The sequence below is a fragment of the Pseudomonas brassicacearum genome (assembly GCF_003732175.1).
Taxonomy (GTDB): Bacteria; Pseudomonadota; Gammaproteobacteria; order Pseudomonadales; family Pseudomonadaceae; genus Aquipseudomonas; species Aquipseudomonas brassicacearum_G.
In genome coordinates, this window is sequence record NZ_MOBI01000016.1 from 125,051 (window position 1) to 149,840 (window position 24,790).

Consider the following 24,790-nt stretch of genomic DNA (forward strand, 5'->3'; position numbering starts at 1 on the left):
TGAAGAAAAGCAGTGAATGAAACGGCCTCAACGGCCTGCGCAGTGATTTTCGAGTGGGCGGTCCGGACGGTGCGGCAAGGTGTGGAGTTTGGCATGATCGACCTTGAATACTTGTTCACGAAAACGCTCCTCATGGATATAGCGAGGAGGGTTTGCGACGGCTAAGGTTAATGTTTTCAACAATAAGGCAGTGTTCAGGCATTGAGAGTTACAACTAGGTTCTTCGGTCATCTTCGACGCTCCTGATCTTTCATTAATGGCCATAACAAGGCACGACTACCCAACTTGGCCGAACAGAATTTATTTCAATTTGTGACAACTTCACTTCATCCGAAAATGTCTACCACCGGCAACCAATCCCGCCTTTAAACCCAAGCAGGCCGTCACCAACAGCGCTTACCATCAAAAAACCAGTTACACACACTGATACACATCACGAAACATCAGCACACTTATTTCTGATAGGCGCACGCACAAACAAACACTACCCAAGTGCTTGATCAGCGATATCTTCTCAACTAAAGATTCGTTCTTCGGATGCGCCGGAGTATATCCACCGAGTTACTGACTTGTCCGCACTCAACAGAGCATGCGCACTGTTTTCTGAATAATGTTCAGGTAGCCGACAGAAAAACAAACCCGGCAACTTATTAGTGGCCGCCGTCAAAAACAAAGCCCCCCTCCTGTTGCCAGGAGAGGGGCTTTGTCGTTAGCGCAAGGCCAGTGACACCGGTCACCGGCATGAGCCGGCTTAGAGAGTTTTCTCGTCGATACCGGCTTGCAGCACCTGGGTCTCGTAATGGCCACCGGCGCTCAGCGGGCCGAGGTTGAACTTGCGATCCTTGGCCGTGGCGGCGTCAGGCGTTTGGGTGAGTTCGTCCTTGGCGCCGGTCGCCAGGTTGACCGCAGACTTGGACAGGTTGAGGCCAACATCGGCCCGGTAGTCGCTGCCGCTGAGGCTAGAACTGGTGACCCTGGAACCGCCCAGATCCACCGAACCTTCTTTGGCAGAAATCCGCGCGCCGGTCAGTTGTGTTTCCCCGCCTACCTGAAGGTCGACGCCTTGGCTGCCGCTGATGCCGGACGCCTGGGTAACGCTGTTCTTGCTGGTGTGGCTGACGTCCAGGTACAGCGTCGGGGTGTACGACGTTTCACCGCTCTTGTCACCAAACAACGCGCTTTGCGTCGCGTCGGCGACTTTGCTGCCGGTGGAGTCTTTCTCGTTGAGCGAGTAACTGCCACTGCGGGTCAGTGAGTCCTTGGCCGAGGCCAGACCCTCAACGCTTTTGTCGACGGCGGTTTCCAGCTTGCCGCGATGGCTGTCGAATGCCTCCTGGGCCTTGCCCTCAACCTTGTCCTTGAGCGGGCCGGTGGTCTTGGCCAGTTTTCCGACAGCGCCCGGCTGGTTCTTTTCCGCGTTCAAACGCAGATCGATACCGACCTTGACGCCGCTCTCATGGTCTTGACGGCTTTCGACAGTGAGATCACCGCCGATCTGGCCGCCGACCTGTTTGGCATCGATGCGGGCACCGGCCAACCGGGTGTCGCCAGCGCTGTTCAGCAGCACGCTGTCAGCCTGGATGTGGCTGTTTTTCTGGGTGGTGCCGGTGCGGTTGTCGACGTCGATTTTCGCCCGCGCGTCGAAGCCGTGGCCGCTCTTGGCAACGTCCTGATCGTTGGTCGCCGACGGCGCGGACTTGCTCGCATTACCGCCAGCGCCGAGGGTCAGTCCCCAGTTGTTGATGGCCTGAGTCGATTGCGCCGACTCCTGATAGATCCCGCCTCGTTGTGCATCAAGGGTCACGCTTGGCGCATTGACCTGAGTGCCTTGCAGGTGGATCGCGTCAGCAGCGCTGGAGCCGCTGCTCAGCAGGACCGGGCCCTGACTGTTCAGGCTGCCGCCCTTCAGGCTTTGGCTGTTTTCGCCCACCCGACCGATATTGAAATTGGCACTCAGGTTGCCGTTCAGGCCACTGCTTTGTTCGGTGCTGCTTTTACCGCCACCGAGATTGAGGCCACCGCCCAGATTGCTGCCAGTGGCGCTATGGGTATCCGTCGCGGCTTGCAGATCGAGCTTGCCGCCGGCGTTCAACGAGATATCAGCCGCCTTGTTCACCACCGTGCCGATGGTGGTGCCTTGCAGCACTTGATCACCGCCACTGCTCAACTGCACCGGACCTTTGCCCTGAATGCTCGCGACGCGGGCCTGACTGTCGTCGGTCTGGCTGGCCTTGTGATCGAGTTGGAAACCGGCGCCCAGGTTGACGTTGGTGCCTTCGGCGCCGGGATTGGTGCCGACCGTCAGCGAGCCATCGCCGCGCAGGCTGGAGGTGTTGCCGCTCTGATGGTCATTGGCCTGATTCAGCGCCAGATTGCCGCCGGTCTTGATCGCCACACCGCCCTGCCCGCCGTTGAACTGACTGCCTTCGTACTGGCCGTCACCGCGCAGATCGATCTTCACGCCCTGATTACCGGCGTAACTACCAACCACAGCTTTGGATCTGGTCTCGGAAGTCTGGCGGCTACCGCCCGCCCCGCTGCCGCGCACGTTCACGTCTTCGCCGGTGGTGGTGTAGACACGAACGCCGACCTTGGCATCCACCGCTTGCTCGCTGCTGCTGTGAGTGTTGGCGGCCGCCGTCGCGACCTGACTGTCAGCCTTGATCGTCAACGCGCCGTCGGTTGCACGGTATTGGCTGCCCTGATCCTTCAATTCACCGGCCACCTGGACATCAACCGCCCCGCCCTTGAACTGGCTGACGACAGCGTTGCTGTTTTGTTCGCTACGGCTGTTGTTCGAATGACCGACCTCGACATCGATGCCGACATTCGGCTGCGTGAGGTTATCCAGCAAACCCGGTTGCTGAACCTTGCTCTGGGCCACGCCTTCAATGGCTTTGGCGACAGGACGGGCGATGCCTTTGTACTCGACGTTCGCACCGACATCGGCCGACCAGTTGTTCTCTTTGTGGGAACTGCTGTCGGTGTTATTGGCAGCCTGATTGTCGACCCGCCCAGCCGTGACCTGAAGCGTCGAACCGGCGGCAATCTGCGCGCCCTGGGTGGTCAGCGTACCGTTGCCGGCATTGATCTGCAGCTTGCCGGTACTCTCGACACCGGTGGTGCGAGCCGTGGTTTTGGCGGTGCTGTCCTGACTGCTGCTGTGGGCGAAATCCACCCCGCTGCCAGCGCGATCCAGACCACCGGTGTAATAGAAACCGCCGCCATTACTAGTGGTTTCCGTGGAACTGGACTTACTGTCGTGCTCAGCCAACAGCGCAACGTTCTGCCCACTGAGGCTGACATCGCCGGCACTGGCCTTGACGTTGGCACCTTTGAGGGTCAGGTCGCCGCCCGCCGTCAGTTCGACGTTGGCGCCGGTCAGGCTTGAGCCCTGCTGACGGGTTTCATTGGCAGTGCTGGTTTGTTGTTTGTCTTCGTAGTGAATGCCGGCACGGTACTGACCGGCGCCTGGCGCGTTCTCCTTGGCGTAAGCGTTGAAACCACGATTCTCGCTCGAGGCGCTGCTGTCGGAAGTGTTCTGGGCCGAGCTGACCGTCAGCTTGCCCGCCGCGTGCGCACTCAGCGAACCACCGGCCGCGACCGTGGCGCCGACTACATCAATGTCCTTGGCGCTCTTGAGCGCAAGGTTACTGTCGGAGCTCAGTTGACTGTTGACGGTGGTGCTGCCCTTGAGGTTCTGGCGACTTTCATCCTTGGTGATGCCAAAGAATTTGCTGTCCTTGTCATGGCTGTTGCTGTGCGAGGTGTTCTGCACGCCGTCGATGGTCAACGAGCCTTTGTCACTGATGACACTGGCCTCGGTCCGACCGCGGACCTGGCTGCCGCTGATGCGCACATCGTCAGCCTTGACGATCAATTTGCCGTCGGCGTTGATCTTGCTGCCCTGATTCAGGGTCTTGCCCTGATCGGCATCGCCGGTCTTGCCGAAGAACCCGCCACCGACCAGATCGCCCGAGTAAGCGTTCTTGCTGCTGCGTTGCGTACGGCTGGCGCTGCCGATCTCGACCTGTTTGCCAGCAAGGTGAATGTCGCCCTTGCTGCTCAGCTCCGCGCCTTGGGAAGACAGCAACTCGCCGCTGCTGATCGCAATGTTTTTACCCGCCTTTAACTGGCTGGTGACGCTGCGTTGTTCTTCGCTGCTGTTGTTCCAATCGGCCTTCCACAAGTGCTTGCGGTGCTTACCCTGATCGGTGTGGGTACGGGTTTCGGTGGCTGCCGTCAGGCGCAGATCAGCACCGCTGTCGACCTTCAGGGTTTCACCGGCCTCGACCTTGGCGGCCTTGAGTTCGGTCCGGGCGCCGGACGACAGCTGCGCATTGTGACTGGCCACGACCTGGCTGCCGTGCTGGCGCGAGTCGCTGTCGGTCTGGGTCCGCTCGTAGGTTTCCCAGGTGATGCCGATGGTGTTGTTGTTCCAGTTCTCGCGTTTCTCCTGAAGCTTGCGCGCTTCAACGCTGCTCAGCGTGAGGTTGCGCCCGGCGTCGAGCTTGACGTTGCGGCCACTGACATCCGCCGCCGCCAACGTCAGGTCCTTGTCACCGCGCAACACGACATCACCCTGGCTGCTGCGTACCGCGCTGCGGGTGACGTCAAGGCTGTTGGGCAGTGCCTGGCCGCTGATCTGCAAGTCACCGGCGGATTGAATTTTCACGCCATCACGGCCTTCAACCTGGACCGGGCCGACCCGCACACCGGCGCCTTCGGCGGTGCTGACAATGTTGATGCGTCCGGCTTGCATGGCACCGAACAGGCTGGCATCGATGCGCGAATCCTGAGTGTTGCCGGCCGGGTCGACGCTGCGCACCTGACCACTGGCGTAATCCAGCTGATTGCGGCCGGCAGTCAGGTTCAGTTGGTCGCGCGCATCGATGCGGCCCTGGCTGTCGATACGCGGGGCAATCAGGTTGATGCTGCCTTCGCGGTTCGTCAGGCCCTGGCCCTGGATCTGCAGATTGCCGGTGGCGTCACGGGTGTTGAGCCCCTGCAATTTACCGTCGTTCAATTCGGGACGACCGACCACCAGGTTGGCATTCGGGGTGTTGATGAAGCTGCCGCCATTGACCGAGATACCGTTCGGGTTGGCCAGCACGTAGTCGGCCGAGCGCCCGAAAATCTCCTGCGCGCCGTTGAGCGCCGAGGCGTTACGGCTGATCACTTCGTTGAGGATCACGCTCGCCGCCTGCCCCTGGAACTGCGGGTTAGCAGCCAATTGCCCGGCGAGTTGTGACTGCCCGGCTTGCAGGGCGTTGTTCAACACGACCCCCTGACGGTCGACGTTGTAATCGAGAAACTGGTTATGCGACAGACCGGCGCCATTGGGCGCAACGATATTGACGATCGGCACACCGGCCTGATTTTGCAGTTGCGGGGTGCCGCCCGGACCGGGGGCGACCGTCAAGCCACCGGCAAACGCCTGAGGCAATTGGGCAACGAGAAACAGGCTGGCAATCGCCCAACGCAATTTGCCCCGAGGGGAAAGGTGAAACGCGAACTTTTCTATCGGCATGAGAACCTCTCAATAAATGGGCTGAATCCGGTTGCGCGTTGGGGAGTACGCCGCTGCTGTCGCGCTCAGATATCGCGGCTGTTTCAGGCTGTCGGGGATGGCGGTTTTCATATCTGCAGGCCCAGGCGCATCAGCCAGGTTTCGGGTTCATGGACAAATCCTTTGGGCGTGTTGAGGCTGCGCTGGTAGTCGATGTCGACTTGCAGGTTTTTCCAGCTCAGGTTGAGCCCGGCACTGGCACCGCTCAGCCGTTGGCCTGGAGCGCCGTGATCGGCCTTGAGCCAACCGTTGTCCAGGCCCAGGCGCGGGGTGATTTGCACCGGCAGGCCGCTGTTGAGTGGCAAGCGCAAGGTGTTGCGCCAGATCGCGCCGGTGGCGCCGGATGCGCTGTTCTCTCGGTAGCCACGAACAGCGGAGTCGTCGGTGCCCAGCAGTTGCTCGATGGCGGGCAGCGGATCGGGGCTGTATTGCAGCGAGAGCTGGCTCTGCCACTGCCAGGCTTGCCCGGCGAACTGGCCATTGCGCCACTGACTGAGGTTCGCGCGGTATTTGTGAAACTGCGCTTTGGGCAGGTTGCTGTTCTGGCGCTGGGCATCGTCGTCGGCGCCCCACCCACTTAGCCCCTGGGCATAGTTGATGTCGAGATTCCACACCGCGCTGTTGAGCCAGAACAGGTTCAACCCGGCTTCGGCCACGGTTAGCGTCGGGCTTTGAATGTCCAGCCGAGTGTTGACGAAATAGCTGTCGACGTCCTTGTGCGCCAGTTGCAGGTTGGCGCTGAGCTGGTGGCCTTGATCACGCCACAGCACACGGTCGGCGCGCAGGCTGAGCTGGTCAGTCAGCCCGCTGCCGTAGAAGGTGCCTTGGGGCAGTTTGAACGGTGCACGGTATTCGGCATGGCTGGCGAACAGGCTGTACGTCCAGTAACCGTACGGGATGGCGTAATACAGGCTGGCGTTGCGGCTATATCGCGGGCCGTGGTTGAGGGTACCGCTGAGATTGATGCTGAGCAGATCGTTGAGCTGCAACGGGCTGTCCAGACTCAGGCTCAAGGTCTCTCGATCGCGTCCGGTGCTGGCGCTGCCGAGGTTGTCCAGGCCCAGCCCCAAGGCCCAGCGCGAGGCGGCGTTGCTGCGAGAGCGCAAAATGATCCGCGAGGCACCGGGCTGGCTACCGGGGGCGATGTCGGCCGTCAGATCCAGTGAGCGCAAGCGGTTCAACTGATCCAGGCCCTGCTCCAGATCACGCAGGTTCAGCGGCTTGCCGAGCATGCCGGGAAAGGCCCCGCCCAGTGCGACCGGCAAACTCTGATCCTGCAGTTCGATGGACTCGACGTAACCTTCATCGACGCGGATATCCAGCGACTGACCGGCCGCCGGGGCGCTGACCAGGTACGGTCGACTGGCGATGTAACCAGCGTCCACGTACAAACGGGTAATGGTCGCCAGCAGATGATTGATCTCGCCGACACCCATGCACGAAGCGATCTGCGGCTTGAGTTGCTCATTCAGTTCACGGCGGTTCAACAAGGTGACGCCGCCGATGCGCGTCCCGCTCAAGGGCCAGCAACGTTCATCGGCAGTGACCTGCACGGGCAACGCCGGAGTATTTGGCGCCGGTCCAAAGCTGCCGCGTTCCAGTTGGCGGCGACGTTGTTCCAGTTGCAGTTGTTGCAGATCGCGTTGTTGCTGCTGTTGCTGACGCAGCCCTTCCTGGCCAAGTGCCGAGGGTTCTGCAGCCTGGAGCGGAGCTATACCCAGGCTCAGCGACGCGGCCAACAAGCGTGGAAAGAATGGGCTGAAAAAACGCGGAACAACAGAAAGCGAAAACGGCACTCAACATCCTTGCATTCGATTAACCGGCCTAATGCCACGCTATCAATTGGCGTGATAGTCAAACCCTGACCACACAAATGCAAGGCGCTGCCTACGTCGTATTTAATAATTAAACATCACTACAGTTTTTGCCGATCAGGTCGTGCGCGCTCATCCACCCGCTCAAGAATACTGCCAGAACCCCACACATCAACAGCGTCCCACCCAAAGTTTGGCTCCAGGCCGCAAGTATCAGACCGCTGCCGATTAGCAGGTAATACATCAAGCCAAACAGCGCACCGGCAGTACCCAACCGATCGCCATAACCGGTCAACGCTGAGCCGAGGATATTCGGTATCGCCATCCCGAATGCCAGGACCACCAACAGCATCGGCGCGATAAACCAGACGCTGGCGCGCAATCCCACTACACCCAGCGCGCCGAGCAATGCCGCCACGGCCGCAATGACGATCAGTTGCGTACCCTTCACGCCGCGGTTGAGCAAATGTTTGTTCAACGCCGCCCCCAACCCCGATCCCAGCGCCAGGACCACACCGCTATAGCCGAACAATTCAGGACCCAATCCCAAACGCTGAAACTCAAAAGGGCCCAGGCTGTAATAGCTGAACAGAGCGATGTTGAACACTGCCACCAATAACGCAGCACGCCAGATCGCCACGTCTTGCAGCATCTGCCGCAAGGTAGCGAACAATGGTGGTATCGAAACGTTGTCCGGTCGGGTTTCCGGCAAGGTCCAGGCGCTCCAGCCGAACAGGATCAATGCCAGTATCAGCAGGCAAACCAATACGCCTCGATAGCCAAACCCGCTGACCAGGCTGGTGCCGATAAACAGACCCAACGCCGGACTGATCGCCAGCGCCATGCCCACCATCGAAAAAACTCGGGCCAGCGCCGGGCCACTGAAGCAGTCGCGCAACAAGGTTTGCGTCACTACCGAACCGACCGCTGCACCGAAGGCCGCCAACGCTTGCGCCGCCAGCAGACCACTGAAAGTACTGACACCCAGCGCCATGACCGAGGCCAAGGCATACAACGCCAGACCGGCGAGCATCGCCGGTCGTCGACCGATGCGATCACAAAGCCGCCCCCACACCACTACACCTGCAGCGAACGCCAGGAAATACACCGACAGGACCTGCGCAGCGGCTGCGGGCGTCACGTCAAATGCCTGGCCAATATCGGCCAGCGCGGGGCTGTAGAGGGTTTGCGCGATCTGCCCGAACATCAACAAGGCAACGGCCAGGCGCAACAGGTTGTTTGAATTCATGACGGCTTACTCACCAAGCAGGACTGGCGGTGATTTTAAGGAGCCGTCACTGACGTATTATCCAGACCCGGACAACAAACCACTGAAATCGGACAAACTCATGGCCTGGCTTGAAGCACAAACCCCCTTCGACCCGGACACACATGAGGCCGATGTCATCGGTATTGCCGCAAGCCTGGGCGACCACGACTCGGGCCTGCACCAGCATCAGCGCGGGCAATTGCTGTTCACCCGCCGGGGCTGCACCCGGATTACCCTGGCCGACCAACTCTGCCTGTTACCGCCGTCGCGCGCGGCATGGATTCCACCACGGGTACGCCATCGTGCGGTGATGCAACAGAGCGTCGATTACCGATCCATTTACCTGACGCCGCCACTCTCGACTCAATTACCCCATCAGGTCTGCGTGATCGAGGTCAGCCCATTGCTGCGTGCGGTATTGGAGCCGATTGCCATGGCCCCGTTCGACACAGACTGGCGTCAGGGCAAATTCGTGCATTTGCTCGGGCTGTGCCTGAGTGAAATCCGCGAAGCGATCCACCAACCGATGCTGCTGCCCTTGCCTCGGGATAAACGCCTGGCGTCTTTGCTGAGCGTCCCCGAACAACTGCCGCCGCAATTGCAGGTATTGGCGACAAGGGTCGGCGCCAGCAGCAAAACCATCGGGCGAATTTTCCAGCGGGAAACCGGCATGGGTTATCAGCAGTGGCGACAGCAGTGGCGACTGATGCGCGCCATCGAACTGCTCGCTACCGGTCGCAACATCAGTTACAGCGCTTTTGAACTGGGCTTTGCCAGCGACAGCGTGTTCATCGCCTTTTTCAAGGCCATGACCGGCAAGACGCCAGGCACTTATTTCAAATGATCATCGGCAATCGACGAGTGGCCGGAAAAATCATTTGTCAGGAAATATTACCTGCGTCATATTACACCCGTAATAACGACTGATACCCCATAGGGGATTGCCATGACCAGCCTGAACGCCGTTGATCCTTCCCTTGCCGTGCAACCTGCGCGCCCTCCTTTGCTCAAGCGCTTACTGCTCGCCGTTGCGGGCCTCATTGCTCTGGCGTTGATCGCCCTCTACGGTTCGCACTGGTGGACCAGCGGCCGCTTCATCGAAGAAACCGACGACGCCTACATCGGTGGCGACGTGACAGTCATCGGGCCGAAAGTCGCCGGTTATGTCGAAGAAGTGCTGGTGACCGACAACCAGCGCGTCAAAGCTGGCGACCTGCTGATCCGCCTTGATTCACGCGACTATCGCGCCAGCCTGGCCAAGGCCGAAGGCGCCGTTGCCGCGCAAGAAGCGCTGCTGGCCAACCTCGATGCGACGGAGCAATTGCAACACGCGGTGATCGGTCAGGCGCGTGCCGGGATCGATGCCGCCGGTGCGGAAACCGCCCGTTCGCGGGATGACAATGCCCGCTACAAAAAACTGGTCGGCAGTAATGCGGTGTCGGTGGAAAGTGCGCAACGCGCCGATGCCACCTTCAAGACGGCTCAAGCGCTGAGTGCCCGGGCACAAGCTGAGTTGCTCGCAACGCAACGACAACTGGACGTGATCGCTACCCGTAAGCAACAAGCCAAAGCTGCGTTGATGCAAGCGCGTGCCGAACGTGACCTGGCCCAGTTGAACCTCGGCTACACCGAACTGCGCGCACCGGTCGACGGGGTGATCGGCAACCGCCGGGCGCGGGTTGGCGCCTATGCCCAAGCCGGTTCGCAACTGCTCTCGGTGGTGCCGGCCAGCGGACTGTGGGTCGATGCCAACTTCAAGGAAGATCAGCTGGCGCACATGGTGCCGGGGCAGCGCGTGAGCATTCATGCCGACGTGCTTTCGGGCCGCGAATTCCATGGCCATCTGGACAGCCTGGCGCCCGCCACTGGCGCGCAGTTCAGTGTGTTGCCACCAGAAAACGCCACCGGTAACTTCACCAAAATCGTCCAGCGAGTGCCGGTGCGCATCCTCCTTGATCCGGCCGACGGCGTACTCGGCCAGTTGCGTCCGGGTCTATCGGTGACCGCATCGGTTGATACCAAAACCGCACCCAAGGAATCAACCGTTGCCATAACCCAGGCCAGCGCACCATGAGCAGCGCCCTCACCGCCCAGGCTCAACCGTTCAATGCCGCGAACATGGCGACGGCGACCAAGGTGTTTGCCTTCGCCACGATGTGCATCGGCATGTTCATCGCGCTGCTGGATATCCAGATTGTTTCAGCCTCGCTGCGTGACATCGGCGGCGGACTTTCGGCCGGCACCGACGAAACCGCCTGGGTGCAAACCAGCTACCTGATCGCTGAAATCATCGTGATTCCGCTGTCAGGGTGGTTGTCGCGGGTGTTTTCCACGCGCTGGCTGTTCTGCGCTTCGGCGGTCGGTTTCACCCTGGCCAGCCTGCTCTGCGGCGCGGCCTGGAACATCCAGAGCATGATCGCCTTCCGGGCCCTGCAAGGTTTTCTTGGCGGCTCGATGATCCCGCTGGTGTTCACCACGGCGTTCTTTTTCTTCACCGGCAAACAACGGGTGATCGCCGCCGCGACCATCGGCGCGGTGGCCTCATTGGCGCCGACTCTCGGGCCAGTAATTGGCGGCTGGATCACCGACGTGTCGTCCTGGCACTGGCTGTTCTACATCAACCTGGTGCCGGGGATTTTCGTCGCCGTCGCGGTGCCGATGCTGGTGAAAATCGACCAGCCGGAATTGTCCCTGCTCAAGGGCGCGGATTACCTGAGCATGGTGTTCATGGCGCTGTTTCTCGGTTGCCTGGAATACACCTTGGAGGAAGGTCCGCGCTGGAACTGGTTCAGCGACCAGACGATTCTGACCACCGCGTGGATTTCCGGGCTGGCGGGCCTGGCGTTCATCGGCCGGAGCTTGCACGTGGCCAACCCGATCGTTGATCTGCGGGCGCTGAAAGACCGCAACTTTGCCCTCGGCTGCTTCTTTTCGTTCGTCACCGGGATCGGCCTGTTCGCGACCATTTACCTGACACCGTTGTTCCTCGGCCGGGTACGCGGTTATGGCGCACTGGACATTGGTCTGGCGGTGTTTTCCACCGGGGTGTTCCAGATCATGGCGATTCCGCTGTATGCCTTTCTGGCCAACCGCGTCGACCTGCGCTGGATCATGATGACCGGCCTTGGGCTGTTCGCGTTGTCGATGTGGGACTTCAGCCCGATCACCCATGACTGGGGCGCCAGGGAGTTGATACTGCCGCAAGCGTTGCGCGGAATTGCCCAGCAATTGGCGGTGCCACCGGCGGTGACGCTGACCCTGGGCGGGCTGGCCCCGGCGCGGTTGAAGCACGCATCGGGGTTGTTCAACCTGATGCGTAACCTGGGAGGTGCGATTGGTATTGCCGCCTGCGCGACGATCCTCAATGACCGCACCAACCTGCACTTCACGCGACTGGCCGAGCACCTGAACAGCAGCAATGAAGCGATGAACCAGTGGCTGTCACAGGTCGGCAGCAACTTCGCCGCCCTGGGTCAGAGCGGCGACGCGGGCGTGACAGCCAGCCTGCACCAACTGTGGCTGCTGACCTACCGCGAAGCCCAGACGCAAACCTATGGCGATGCGTTCCTGATGATCATGGTCTGCTTCATTTTCGCCACGCTGATGGTGCCCTTGATGCGCAAGGTGCAAGCACCGGCCGCGCCGTCAGCGGATGCTCATTGATCCCGACTCAGGCCTGGGGCATTTTGCGAAAGCCCACCGCCAGGCGGTTCCAGGCGTTGATAGTGGTAATCGCCACGCTGAGGTCGACCATTTCCCTGGCGTCGAACTCGTCGCTCAACAGGGCGTAATCCTCGTCCGGGGCGTGAGTTTCACTGATGCGAGTCAGGGCTTCGGTCCAGGCCAGCGCGGCGCGTTCACGCGGGGTGAAGAACGGTGTTTCACGCCAGACCGACACCGCATACAGACGGCGTTCAGTCTCGCCACCTTTGCGCGCATCGGCAGTGTGCATGTCGACGCAAAAAGCACAGCCATTGATTTGCGAAGCGCGCAGCTTGACCAGTTCGATCAGCGACTTTTCCAGCGGCAGTTTTGTCACCGCGCTTTCCAGCGCGATCATGGCTTTGAGGGCATCCGGCGAGGCGGTGTAGAAATCGACGCGAGATTGCATGGTCAGCTCCGTAGCAAGTGGGGATGCGCCATACGGTAGCGCTGCCGGCGATTGGCACAAATAGCCAATTGTTCAGAAGTCGAGGTAGCCAATCCGTGGGAAGCGGCTTGCCTACGAAGGCGTTACAACAGGCTACAACGCCTTGCGTCACGGCCTACACCTACGCCAGAATCCGCCGGCTTGTGCGCTTTGGGCTTGCCCCCTATTGTTTCCGTGTCGCTGCTCATTCAGCGACCGGGTTTCGCAGCCCGGGTAATCTCTAGACGCACAACATCCCAGTTCATGAGCAGGTGTCCCGTATGCCTGTCAGTTCATGTTATGGCGGTTGTGCGTGGGAGACCTTCGGGTCTGCCGGTTCTAGAGTCCCGGTCTGCGAACCCGCGTACAGCTGCCACCTCCCTTTGCTTCGCAGCGAATCGTGGCAGCTCCATGACTCTAGGAGCATCAGCATGTTCAAAGCCACGCCCAATCCCCCCGAAACTGACCCCGTTTCCCCCTACGCCTCCCTCGATTCAAAAGAGCTCCACGCCGCCGCGCACCGTGCGCTCGATCATTACCTGGTATTGCCCGAGACCAAGGCCTTGTTAGCCGACCGACGTCCCGGCTGCATTTTCGTCATCGCCCCCGATGTCGACAGCGAAACCCTACTGGCCCATGCCTGCGAAACCCTCGCCTCGGCCAACGTCATGGCCAGCGACCTGGCGTTCGACCTCGAAGGCCCCAAGCGCAATACCGCGCTGGCGATTCAGCAGATGATTTCCCTGGCCGAGTTGGCGGTGAATCGCGCACTGGACCACCTCGATCCACCGGATTCACCGCAGTAGCAAGCAACACCGTGGAGCTCCTGTGGCGAGGGGGCTTGCCCCCGTTGGGACGCGAAGCGACCCTAAAACCGGTGTCCGCGGTGTATCTGGAAGTTCCCGTTGCCCGAGGGAGCGGCTGCTTCGCAACCGAACGGGGCGGTGCGGCGTTCCGACAAGCCCCCTCGCCACAGGTTCTCGGCCGTGTCAGCGAACAACCCAAAACCCGCCACCTTTTCACAAGGCTGGCGGGTTTTTGATTGCTCCCACGCGTGAGAACAATGTGAAGGCGCCGAAAGGCCTACGCACGGCTGCGCAACCACTGCAAAAAGCCCTTCTTCTCCACCACTTTCGGCACTTCCTGAGTCAGGGTTTGTGCGGTGTGCAAGCGGAAATCCAGCAACGCCTGCATCGCCTGGCTGATGTCGTGGCGGGCGTCGAGACAGGGTTTGAGGTATTCCTTTTCGATCCGGTACAAGGTGCAGAAGGTCTTGGCGGTAAAGTCCGCCGGCACCGATTCATCCGAGAGAATCCCGGCCTCGCCGATCACCTCGCCCGGGCCCATGCGCCCGGCTTCGAACTTGTTGCCACCACGGCTCAAGGCTACCGAGACCACGCCGGATTCAATGATGAACAGATGATCGCTGACCTCACCGGCCGGCAGGATCATTTCCCCGGGACGGAAGGTGATGAGCGTCATGTTCTGGCTAAAGGTGTCTTTCTCTTCCTGGCGCAACGTCGAGAAAATACCCGAACTTTCGAGCAACGCCCGTGGCCGCGAAAGGCCCGGCGGTGTTGTGGTTTCTGCGGTCGACAACAGGCTCACGCCCGACGCACGCAAATGCCGGAAGGCCAGATCGAACAGCAGATTGCGCACTTCGCGCTTTTGCCCCATGGACGATACAAATCCGATGATCTCGTATTCCACGCCGCTGGCGCTGGAGCTTTTCAAGGAGACGCTCGGTGCCGGCTTGCTGAGCAGTGGCCGGCAGCCCTGCATCGCCCGCTCCAGTGCTTCGATCACCGTGTGCGGGCGCGCATGAGGGCTCAGTTGCAGGCTGATGGTAATGCCGAAAATATCTCTGGGCCGGCTGAAGTTGATGATCTTGGCCTTGGCCGCCAACGAGTTGGGGATCACCGCCATGCTGCCCTGTGAGGTTTGCAGCCGCGTGGCCCGCCAGTCGATGTCGGTGACCCGGCCTTCGGTGCCATCGATGGAGATCCAGTCATCCAGTTGATAGGGTTTGGTGGTGTTGAGCACGATGCCGGAAAACACATCGCTGAGGGTGCTCTGCAATGCCAGGCCGACGATGATCGCCAGGGCACCGGAAGTCGCCAGTACGCCTTTGACCGGCAGGTCGAGCACATACGCCAGGGCGGCAATGATCGCGATCAGGAAAATTACCGCACCGAGCAAATCCTGCAACAGCCGGCCGGTATGCCCAACCCGTTGCATCATTACCGTGCCGAGCAACACCGTCAGGGTTCGCGCACCAAACAGCCACCAACCGATCTGCAATCCGGTCGCGGCCAGGTGCAACGGCACGTTCTCCGGCCAGGGCGCCACGTCCATCGGGTTCATGCCTTCGTTGAACAGCACGGCGCTGAACAACGCAAAAATCACCACCCGCACGACCAACTGCCAGTGACTGACACTGACCAACCGCCACAGCAGGATGTCGAGCAAAATCAGCGCCAGGGCGCAAAACAGCGGGTGATCGGTGAGCAGTGACAACATCAAGCAACTCCAGCAAGACCAATGGCGTGAAGATCGCACAGATTGGCACAGTGTAGGAGGGTTTGATTGCGAGGTGAACGCTACCCGCACAACACCACAAATCCAATGTGGGAGCGAGCTTGCTCGCGATAGTGGTCTGACAGTCACTGTATAGGTGTCTGTTCCACCGTTATCGCGAGCAGGCTCGCTCCCACAGTTGGTTGGTGGCGTATATATAGAATCCGTGTACGCCACTAACCAGTGTTACTTGCTGTTGGTCAGGGTGTTGTAGTGGGTCATCTGGTTGCGGTAATCCGACCGAACCATTGCCTGGAAGCTTGCAACCGCTTCTATGATTCGTGATTTTCAGTAAAAAGTGCTTTGCCGATTCAGCGGTTTTTCTCAAGGATGCAGACCGGGATACTCGCGCCATTCCCGTCACACTTCCTGGAGTTACACATGCCTGTTCCCGCCTTCGGCCTCGGTACGTTTCGCTTGCAAGGCCAGGTGGTCATCGATTCGGTGAGCACTGGCCTTGAACTCGGTTACCGGGTGATCGATACCGCGCAGATCTACGACAACGAAGCCGATGTCGGTCAGGCCATCGCCGCCAGTGGCATTGCCCGCGAAGAACTGTTCATCACCAGCAAGATCTGGATCGCCAATTTCGCCAAGGACCAACTGATCGCCAGCTTGAAAGACAGCCTGCGCAAACTGCAAACCGATTATCTGGACCTGACGCTGATCCACTGGCCGTCCCCGGAAAACCAGGTGCCGGTGCATGAATTCATGGGCGCCCTGCTGGAAGCCAAAGCGCTGGGCCTGACCCGGCAGATCGGTGTGTCGAACTTCACTGTCGACCTCATGCAGCAAGCCATCGACGCGGTCGGCGCAGACAACATCGCGACCAATCAGATCGAGCTGCACCCTTACCTGCAAAACCGCACAGTGGTCGAGTTTGCCCAGAGCCGGGGTATTCAGATCACCTCCTACATGACTCTGGCCTTTGGCGAAGTCCTCAAGGACCCGGTCATCCAACAGATCGCCAAACGGCATCGGGCAACCCCGGCACAAGTCACGCTGGCCTGGGCCATGCAGCAGGGTTACGCGGTGATTCCGTCGTCGACCCAGCGGGCCAACCTCGACAGCAACCTGGCGGCCCGCGAGCTGACATTGAGCGAAGCCGATATGGCGCTGATCGCAGGGCTTGAGCGCGGCCAGCGCCTGACCAGCCCGAAAGGTATCGCTCCCGACTGGGATTGAGCAGAACCGCTCAGCGTTGCTCCAGGTGCAGAGCCAAACGCTCCATGGCGTCTTGCAAGGCCTGCACCGCCTGGCTCAATACGTTGTTGTCACGCTCAGCACAGGCGACTTCCAGTTGCTCGCAACAGCGGACCAGGCGCCGGGCCTTGACCATTTGCGCGCCACCCTTGATCCGATGGGCCAGCTCCCGCAAGCCCATGCGGTCACGTTGGCGGTAAAAGCCCTGCAATTGCGCCAGGTCCTCGGCATTACTGCTGGCCAGCTCAGCCAGCAGTTTATTGATCAGGCTGCGGTCAGGTCCGGCCAGTTGTTCCAGGCTGCTGAGGTCGATCTCGGCAGCGCTGGCAGGTAGCGTTTCGAGCGGTTGTCGCGTATTCGTGTCCGGTGTCACGCCGGCCAGTCGAGCACTCAGGTTCTTCAGGCCAATGGGCTTGAACAGGCAATCGTCCATCCCGGCTTCCATGCAGCGGACCTTCTCTTCGGGCTGGGCATTGGCGGTGAAACCGAGAATCAGGCACGGCAGGTGCCTATTGGCCCGCTCCTCGTCACGAATCGCCATGGCCAACTCGTAACCGCTGCGGTTCGGCATGTAGCAATCGGTGATCACCACATCGAACGTAGCTTTACGCCAGCATTCGAGCCCCTGCTCACCGTCCTGGGCATCACACACACGGTGCCCAAGACGGCTCAGTTGTTGTACCAGCAACAGCCGATTGGCCAGGTAATCGTCAACCACCAGAATGTTTAACGAGTGCCCCCGCTCCGGCGCCGCAGTCTCGACCGGCGGCGGCGCGGCCAGCGGCTGTAATGCCAGTACATTGAGGCTGACGTCGATTTGCGTACCCGCGCCCAGCTTGCTGCTCAATTGCAATCGGCCACCCATCATCTCGCACAGCGAACGGCTAATGAGCAAGCCCAGCCCGGAGCCACTGCGGCCATCCTGCGGGCTATTGCTGGCCTGTACAAACGGACTGAACAATCGCTGCTGGTCGAATTCGCTGATGCCTATCCCGCTGTCCTTGATCCGCAGGCTGATCGCCAGGTACCCGTGAACGGCGGCGGGCTCTACTCGCAGCGTCAGGCTGATCTGTCCGGTGCGGGTGAACTTGATCGCGTTACTCAGCAGGTTGGAGACGATTTGCTTGAAACGCATCGGATCGATCAATACATCGCGGTCACTACGGGCGTCCAGTTCGACCTGCCAAAGCAGGTTCTTTTGCCGCGCCAGACCTTCAAACACTTTGCTCACCGAGCCGACCAGCACCAACAGATTCGCGCGTTCCGGGGTCAGGGACAAATGCCCCGACTCGATCCGCGCGATGTCCAGAATATCGCCGATCAGCTCCAGCATCTGCTGCGCTGCATTCCACGCCACCTCTATTGCAAGATGGTCCGTGACGCCCTCTTCAGCTCGCAACATCGCCAGTTCGAGCATGCCGATCACAGCGTTCATTGGCGTGCGAATTTCATGGCTCATGGTTGCCAGGAAGGTGGTTTTGGCACGGTTGGCATCGTCCGCCGCGTCCCTGGCTTGCTGCACCTGTTGCAGCAATTGCTGGCGCTTGCGGATCAGGTTGCGCTGGTAGGCAATCCAGCCCAGCGCCAACAGCAGCAACAGTCCTGCGGCCAAAAAACCCTGAAGGATAGACGTGCGGTGACGCGACCAGTAGCTGTCATCCACCGGCAGTTCATTGCGCCAGCGGTTGGCCAATTCGTCCATTTCTTCCGGGGGAATGCTTAACAGGGCTTTATTGAGGATTGAGTAGAGTTCAAGAGCTCCACGGTTCGTCGCGAAGCCGATGTGTGCCGATTCGGTGCCCACGGTGCTGGTCACTTGAAGCGTGTTGCGGTAGTACCGGCCAATCATGTAGCGCCCACTGATCAACGAGTTCAAGGCAGCATCAGCCGCCCCGCTGGCCACCATTGCCATCGCCTGGGCGGGACTTTGTGCCTCGATGAAGAGCACACCCGGTGCGTTGGCCCGAATGAATTCATGTAGAGCGTTACCACGGACAATTGCCAGGCGTTTACCCGGTAAATCGTCCAGGGTCTTGGGGGCTTTGGCGCCCACGGCACTGACAAGCACAAAGGGGCTGACCAGATACGGTCGAGTGATACGCAGCTCTGCCTGACGTTCGATGCTCGGCGTCATCACCGCCAACAAGTCGACTGTTCCGCGTTTGAGTTGATCGAGTTGCTCACTCAACGACTCGCTGCGCAGCGGTTCGAATTTCAACCCGGTGAGCAGGCTGATTCTGTCCAGGACCTCTGCGCTAAGGCCACTGAACCGGCCTTCTTTTTCATAAAACGAAAGTGGTTCAAAGTCGCTGATAACCCCGACACTGGCACGTGGATGCTGGTCGAGCCAGCGTTGTTCGCTGGCGCTCAACTGTATGCGCTGCGGGTTGCTGAAACTGCCGCCGGAGCTCCAGCGACGCAGGATGGTCATGCGTTCCTGCTCTGGGATCACCGCCAGAGCCGCATCGATGATGCGGCGCAAACGGGTGTTCTCGGCACTCACGGCGAACCCGAATGTGTTGACTTCCATTCGGGCAAATTGCGTCAACCGCACATTATTCAGGTAATTGTTGTTGATCAGGTAGCGAGCGCTGATGGAGTCGCCGAGGTAGACATCCGCGTGCCCGAAGGCCACGGCGCCAATGGCACCCAATGTCGAGGGATAGAGTCTTAACCGGGCTTCTGGGTAACTCTCCTTGACAGCTTCGGGTCGCAGATAATGATCGAGCATGGCCACCCGCAACCCTGAAAGATCCTCTGTCAGCCTGGCGCTGTCCCCCTCCTTCGCGACCAGAACGGGAGCATCTTCTGCATAGGCACGCGACATCAGAAGCTGCGGATCGGCCGCTTCAAAGTTGTTGGCGGTCCCCAGCAGATCAATCTCTCCCTGCTTTAATGCGCTAATGACAGCCCCGCGAGACTCGTAACGCGTCACCTCAACCTTGATGCGCAGCAATTGGGCGAGCAGGTCCGCAAAATCAGCTGTGATGCCCTCAAAATCGTAGTCGTTGATCGTGCTCTCGAACGGCGGGTAATCCGGCGCCGAAGCGCCCAATCGCAAGCGGCCCTTATCCCTTAACCAGCGCCAGTCGGCCGGTGCCAGTTCGACGCGATAACCCTCAACGGTCGAGCGTCCCAGTAGATGCAGGGGCTCAGGTTCGTGCGCAAAGGTGTTCGCCGTGTACCACGGACTGAGCAACGTCAATGCAACCAGCCATACACGCAGGCGCATATGCATTCAGATCAGCTGATTGCGTTTGGCGAATTCTCTCAAGTGAACCAGGGATTTCACATTGAGCTTTGCGATCAAACGGGTTTTGTAGGTACTGATGGTCTTGTGGCTGAGGTTCATGGCTTTAGCGATTTCCTTGTTGCTAAAGCCGAGCGCCAGATATCGAAAGATGCTCAGTTCACGGTCGGAGAGTTTCCCGATCATCTGCCGTTCGTTGAGTTGCAGCGGATCCAGACTCACTGAACTGGTGTCCAGTTGAGGGAAATACATATAGCCAGACTTCACCGCCTGAACGGCTTTACGCAGCTCTTGCAGGTCATTGGTTTTCGAAACGAAACCCAAGGCCCCTGCTCTCATGCAGCGATCGACATAAAACCTCGGCTCATAGGAAGTGAAGACCACAACCCGAGAAGGTGATTGATCGCGCTGTAGACGACTCAGCAATTCCAGCCCGCCAAGCCTGGGAATATTCAGGTCCAGCACCACCAGATCAGGTGACTGGGTAAGGATCGTTTGCAGGGCCTCAACACCATTGAATGACTCCAGAATGGTCTGGAACATCTCTCTGCCATTGGAATCCTTGAGTGCCGCAAGCAGCATTTTGACGGCGGCCACAACAACCGGATGATCATCTGCGATCAGCACTGACGGCATGGCAACTCCTGTAGAAACGCCCAAAAACCCCGGCGTGCCGCCCATGGCATTTGCCAAGGCTGACACAACGGCTGCGCAACGACTGTTGCACGAGGAACGGAGCGAAACTACCTGTCAAAGTTGACAGTTCAGACCAACGGTCGTGTGCCTCAGGCGCGCAAACCACCCTGCTGCCGGGTGTGTCCACGCCGGGAACCGTGAGCCGGTACATCGACGCGACTCATTAGCCCTTCGAGGGTTTCCTGGTCCGGTACGCGAGCCTGGCTGATCCGCACGTTGTGCTGCTGGACGGCGAACAACGCAGGCAGGCCGGCTTTCTGGGCATCGTAGATCAATGTATGACAGATCTGCTGGTTGTCTTGGCAGAACGCCACCAGGTCCAGGCCGGTCCCGGTACACAAGGTTGCATTGATGATCACCAGGTCAAACGGCTCACAGCCGTATTCGACAACGCTGAGCAGCTCTACAAGGGAGTGCACGGGGGCAATTCGGTAGTAACCGAGCTGATTCAGCTTGCGCTCGATTTTCATGCGATGAAAATGCTGCTCATCGGCGATCAGGATACGTAACGCTTTATTCGGCATGGTTGATTGACCCTACAATGACGGTGCGGCTGTTTACGCCCACCCTTATCAAGAGCGCCTCAGACTAAGGGCAATGCCGCGGGGTTTCTGTAGGACCTTTCTGAAAGCAACAGTTCCATCCGAGTTTAATTTTTTTGCTGTGACACCGATGAAAGCTGCAGCCAGCGCAGCAAATCAGTGCCACTTTTCGGTCGTATTCCTGAGTTTTTCATTTCCGCTTGAACAGATCGCAGCCTACGGCAGCTCCTACGTTGGAATGGTGTACATACCCGTAGGAACTGCCGCAGGCTGCGATCTTGCCGACTTCAGGCAGTAATGCCGTGCCCGGCCAAAAACGCGACGAACGCTTCTTCGTCCAGCACCTTCAACCCCAGCTCATTGGCCTTGACCAATTTGGAGCCGGCACCAGGCCCCGCCACTACACAGTAGGTCTTGGCCGACACCGAACCCGCCACCTTGGCGCCGAGGCTTTCGAGCTTGTCCTTGGCGACGTCACGACTCATCAGCTCCAGAGAGCCAGTGAGCACCCAGGTCTGGCCCGCCAGCGGCAAGCCTTCGACGACTTTTTTCTCGCTTTGCCAGTGCATGCCGAAATCGCGCAACTGCTGTTCGGCATCCAGCGCCAACTGACGGTTCTGCTCGATGGCGAAGAATTCCCGAACAGCGTTGGCCTGCTTCTCCGGCAGCGCTTGACGCATGTCCAGCCAGTCGGCGCTGATGATCGCTTCCAGCGAACCAAACTTGTCGGCCAGCTTCTGCGCCCCGCCCGGCCCGACCGAGGGAATGTTGAGCTTGTCGATCATTCCGCCCAGCGTGGTACTGGCGGCAAACTCGGCGCCCAATTCGCCCTGATCCTGAATCTCCAGGCCATGCTTGAGCAGTTCTTCGATCACCTTCCGGTTGTGCGCGTCTTCGAAGAAGCTGTGAATCTCGTAGGCGACTTCCAGCCCGACATCCGGCAAGTACGTCAGCACTTGCGGCAATGCCTGCTGAACCCGCGCAAGCGACGCCAGCGAGCGCGCCAGGACCTTGGCCGTCTCTTCGCCGACATCCGGAATACCGAGGGCGTAGATGAAACGCGCCAACCCCGGTTTCTTGCTGTCGGCAATCGCGCTCAGCAAGTTCTTGCTCGACAGCTCGGCGAACCCTTCCAGGTCGACGATCTGCTCGAAGCTCAAGGCATACAAATCCGCCGGCGAACTGACCAGGCCTTCGTCCACCAACTGCTCGACGCTCTTCTCGCCCAGGCCCTCAATGTCCATGGCCCGGCGCGAAACGAAATGGATGATCGCCTGCTTGAGCTGGGCCCCACAGGCCAGACGCCCGACGCAGCGATATACCGCCCCTTCACTGACCGTTTCGCGACCCTTGCTGCGCTTGACCAACTGCGTGCGCTCGACATGCGAACCACAGACCGGGCAGCACTCGGGAATCTGCACGGGACGGGCGTTTTCCGGGCGACGCTCGGTAACCACTTGCACCACTTGCGGGATCACGTCACCGGCGCGGCGAATGATCACCGTATCGCCGATCATCAAGCCCAGGCGCGCGACTTCATCCATGTTGTGCAATGTCGCGTTGGACACGGTCACACCCGCCACTTTCACCGGTTTCAACCGTGCAACCGGAGTCACCGCACCGGTTCGGCCGACCTGGAATTCCACGTCGAGCAACTCGGTGAGTTCTTCCATCGCCGGAAACTTGTGGGCAATCGCCCAGCGCGGCTCGCGAGCACGGAAGCCCAGCTCACGCTGCGAGGCGAGGCTGTTGACCTTGAACACCACACCATCGATTTCATAAGGCAGCGCATTACGGCGCTCGCCGATATCGCGGTAGTAATCCAGGCATTCACCAATACCCTTGGCCAGTTTCAACTCGTGACTGACCGGCATGCCCCACTGCTTGAGTTGTTGCAGATTGCCGATGTGCGTGTCAGCGATCTCGGCGGAGACCTGGCCGAGACCGTAGCAGCAAAACTCCAGTGGGCGACTGGCGGTAATCTTCGAATCCAGCTGACGCAAGCTGCCCGCTGCGGCGTTGCGCGGGTTGGCGAAGGTTTTGCCGCCGGCTTCCAGTTGCGCGGCGTTAAGGCGATCGAAACCGGCCTTGGACATATACACTTCGCCCCGCACTTCCAGGGTCGACGGCCAGCCGCTGCCCTGCAGCTTGAGCGGAATGTTGCGCACCGTGCGCACGTTGACGCTGATGTCTTCACCGGTGGTGCCGTCGCCGCGAGTAGCGCCGCGCACCAGCATGCCGTCCTGATACAGCAAGCTGACTGCCAGGCCATCGAGCTTCGGCTCGCAGCTGTACTCCACCTCGGCGCCACCACCAAACAAATCGCCGGCCGGCAAATCCAGACCTTCGGTGACCCGACGATCGAACTCGCGCATGTCGTTTTCTTCGAAGGCGTTGCCGAGACTGAGCATCGGCACTTCGTGCCGCACTTGAGTGAACGCTGCAAGCGCCGCACCGCCAACCCGCTGGGTCGGCGAGTCGACAGTGACCAGCTCAGGGTTTGCCGTTTCCAACGCCTTGAGCTCATGGAACAGCCGATCGTATTCGGCGTCCGGAATGCTCGGCTCGTCGAGGACGTAGTAACGGTAGTTGTGCTGATCCAGCTCTGCGCGCAGCTCTAGAATGCGTTTTTCAACGGCGATCATGGGTGCTCTCTCATAAAGCAAAAGAGCAGCCGAGGCTGCTCAATCTTCAAAATACGATAGCGTAAAGACGCAAATTCTGTGGCGAGGGAGCAAGCTCCCTCGCCACAAGAAGCTCTCTAGTCATAGAGAGCTTGACCATTCAATATCAGCGCTTCTGGGTCAGGGCGCGGCGCTCGAATTCGACGATTCGCTGACGGTAGTGCTCGATGGTCTGAGCCGTCAGTACGCTGCGCTGATCGTCTTTCAGTTCGCCATTGAGTTCCTGAGACAGTTTGCGGGCAGCCGCAACCATCACGTCGAAGGCCTGTTTCGGGTGGCGCGGGCCCGGCAAGCCGAGGAAGAAGCTGACAGCCGGGGTGCTGAACAGATCAATGTCGTCCAGATCGAACACGCCAGGCTTGACCGCGTTGGCCATGGAGAACAGCACCTCGCCGTTGCCGGCCATGCTTTCGTGACGATGGAAGATATCCATCTCGCCAAAGCGCAAACCGCTTTCCAGGATGTTCTGCAACAGGGCCGGTCCTTTGAAACCGCCAGGGTCACGGCAGATCACGCTGATGACCAGGACTTCTTCTGCCTGCGGCTGTTCTTTATTGACTGCAGCGCTCGACGATTTGGTTTCGTCCGGGAAATCATCACGGCTGCTGAAGCTCGGGCCGCCATCCAGGTCCAGATTCAAATTCAAGTCGCCCTGGGATGGCTCGCCGCCCCGCTTGCCGCGCTTGGAACCCGATTCACGCGGCTCACGGGCAGGCATGCTCACCGACGGCAAGTCATGCTCGTCGAGTTGCGGTTCTTTATGGGTATCCAGTACGCGTGGCGGGCCCAGCAGCTCGGCACCACTGTCCTCGTCCGGCAGGTTGGACAGGCTTCGGTCCAGGCGAAACTTCAGCTTGCCCTTGCCGCCGCGCATGCGCCGCCAGCCATCAAAAAGAATACCGGCAATGACAATAATGCCGATGACGATCAGCCACTCGCGCAGACCGATTTCCATGTAATCCCGTGCCTCTATAAAAAATGCTGAAAAATAAGGGGTTTACAAGCTGTAAACCGCTTTAAAACGTGGCGCCAACTCTATGTTCTGAATGGCGTTTT

Annotated in this window: 16 protein-coding genes; 5 read left to right on the forward strand and 11 right to left on the reverse strand. The window is 59.7% G+C overall.

Annotated elements, in window-relative coordinates; translation table 11 throughout:
• Nucleotides 1-27 precede the first annotated feature (27 nt).
• From BK658_RS29820 to BK658_RS15100, 4 genes are all read right to left on the reverse strand, one after another.
• A complete protein-coding gene (locus BK658_RS29820) occupies nt 28-231 on the reverse strand; it encodes a hypothetical protein (RefSeq protein WP_148049722.1) in 204 nt (67 codons plus the stop codon).
• Nucleotides 232-751: 520 nt separating this feature from the next.
• A complete protein-coding gene (locus tag BK658_RS15090; protein ID WP_123582964.1) occupies nt 752-5,530 on the reverse strand; it encodes a hemagglutinin repeat-containing protein in 4,779 nt (1,592 codons plus the stop codon).
• A 107-nt stretch (nt 5,531-5,637) separates the two neighbouring features.
• Nucleotides 5,638-7,365 (reverse strand): ShlB/FhaC/HecB family hemolysin secretion/activation protein, encoded by a 1,728-nt coding sequence (locus BK658_RS15095; protein WP_123582965.1) that lies wholly within the window; start codon nt 7,363-7,365, stop codon nt 5,638-5,640.
• 109 nt (nt 7,366-7,474) lie between these two features.
• Nucleotides 7,475-8,632 carry an MFS transporter gene (locus BK658_RS15100; RefSeq protein ID WP_123582966.1) on the reverse strand — a complete coding sequence of 386 codons (1,158 nt, stop codon included), beginning with the start codon at nt 8,630-8,632 and terminating at the stop codon, nt 7,475-7,477.
• Nucleotides 8,633-8,732: 100 nt separating this feature from the next.
• Between BK658_RS15100 and BK658_RS15105 the strand changes: the two genes are divergently transcribed.
• From BK658_RS15105 to BK658_RS15115, 3 genes are all read left to right on the forward strand, one after another.
• A complete protein-coding gene (locus tag BK658_RS15105) occupies nt 8,733-9,497 on the forward strand; it encodes an AraC family transcriptional regulator (protein ID WP_123583101.1) in 765 nt (254 codons plus the stop codon).
• A gap of 102 nt (nt 9,498-9,599) precedes the next feature.
• The gene (locus tag BK658_RS15110) at nt 9,600-10,727 is read left to right on the forward strand and encodes an HlyD family secretion protein (protein WP_123582967.1); all 1,128 of its coding nucleotides are present in this window, start codon (nt 9,600-9,602) and stop codon (nt 10,725-10,727) included.
• On the forward strand, nt 10,724-12,316 hold the full coding sequence (locus BK658_RS15115) for a DHA2 family efflux MFS transporter permease subunit (RefSeq protein ID WP_123582968.1): 1,593 nt from the start codon (nt 10,724-10,726) through the stop codon (nt 12,314-12,316). The genes BK658_RS15110 and BK658_RS15115 overlap by 4 nt, the downstream gene beginning before the upstream one ends.
• 7 nt (nt 12,317-12,323) lie before the next feature.
• Here the strand turns inward: BK658_RS15115 and BK658_RS15120 are convergent, their stop codons facing one another.
• Nucleotides 12,324-12,764 (reverse strand): carboxymuconolactone decarboxylase family protein, encoded by a 441-nt coding sequence (locus BK658_RS15120; RefSeq protein ID WP_123582969.1) that lies wholly within the window; start codon nt 12,762-12,764, stop codon nt 12,324-12,326.
• A gap of 449 nt (nt 12,765-13,213) precedes the next feature.
• Between BK658_RS15120 and BK658_RS15125 the strand changes: the two genes are divergently transcribed.
• Nucleotides 13,214-13,588 carry a DUF6124 family protein gene (locus BK658_RS15125; protein WP_123582970.1) on the forward strand — a complete coding sequence of 125 codons (375 nt, stop codon included), beginning with the start codon at nt 13,214-13,216 and terminating at the stop codon, nt 13,586-13,588.
• Nucleotides 13,589-13,865: 277 nt separating this feature from the next.
• On the opposite strand, the gene BK658_RS15130 is transcribed toward BK658_RS15125, so the two are convergent.
• Nucleotides 13,866-15,302, reverse strand: coding sequence for a mechanosensitive ion channel family protein (locus tag BK658_RS15130; protein ID WP_123582971.1), 1,437 nt, complete (start codon nt 15,300-15,302; stop codon nt 13,866-13,868).
• Nucleotides 15,303-15,740: 438 nt separating this feature from the next.
• Here BK658_RS15130 and dkgB point away from each other — a divergent pair, with 438 nt between their 5' ends.
• Nucleotides 15,741-16,544, forward strand: a complete 804-nt coding sequence (gene dkgB / locus BK658_RS15135) for a 2,5-didehydrogluconate reductase DkgB (protein ID WP_123582972.1) — start codon at nt 15,741-15,743, stop codon at nt 16,542-16,544.
• Nucleotides 16,545-16,554: 10 nt separating this feature from the next.
• Here the strand turns inward: dkgB and BK658_RS15140 are convergent, their stop codons facing one another.
• The 5 genes from BK658_RS15140 to zipA all read right to left on the reverse strand — a co-directional run bounded on the left by BK658_RS15140 (nt 16,555) and on the right by zipA (nt 24,689).
• Nucleotides 16,555-19,800 (reverse strand): transporter substrate-binding domain-containing protein, encoded by a 3,246-nt coding sequence (locus BK658_RS15140; protein WP_123582973.1) that lies wholly within the window; start codon nt 19,798-19,800, stop codon nt 16,555-16,557.
• Nucleotides 19,801-20,448: a response regulator transcription factor gene (locus BK658_RS15145; protein ID WP_123582974.1), complete on the reverse strand. Its 648-nt coding sequence runs from the start codon at nt 20,446-20,448 to the stop codon at nt 19,801-19,803.
• Between the two features lie 149 nt (nt 20,449-20,597).
• Complete coding sequence (locus tag BK658_RS15150; RefSeq protein ID WP_123582975.1) at nt 20,598-21,032, reverse strand: ANTAR domain-containing protein; 435 nt, start codon at nt 21,030-21,032, stop codon at nt 20,598-20,600.
• A gap of 305 nt (nt 21,033-21,337) precedes the next feature.
• Nucleotides 21,338-23,695: an NAD-dependent DNA ligase LigA gene (gene ligA / locus BK658_RS15155; RefSeq protein ID WP_123582976.1), complete on the reverse strand. Its 2,358-nt coding sequence runs from the start codon at nt 23,693-23,695 to the stop codon at nt 21,338-21,340.
• 145 nt (nt 23,696-23,840) lie between these two features.
• Nucleotides 23,841-24,689: a cell division protein ZipA gene (gene zipA, locus BK658_RS15160; protein WP_054593228.1), complete on the reverse strand. Its 849-nt coding sequence runs from the start codon at nt 24,687-24,689 to the stop codon at nt 23,841-23,843.
• Nucleotides 24,690-24,790 lie beyond the last annotated feature (101 nt).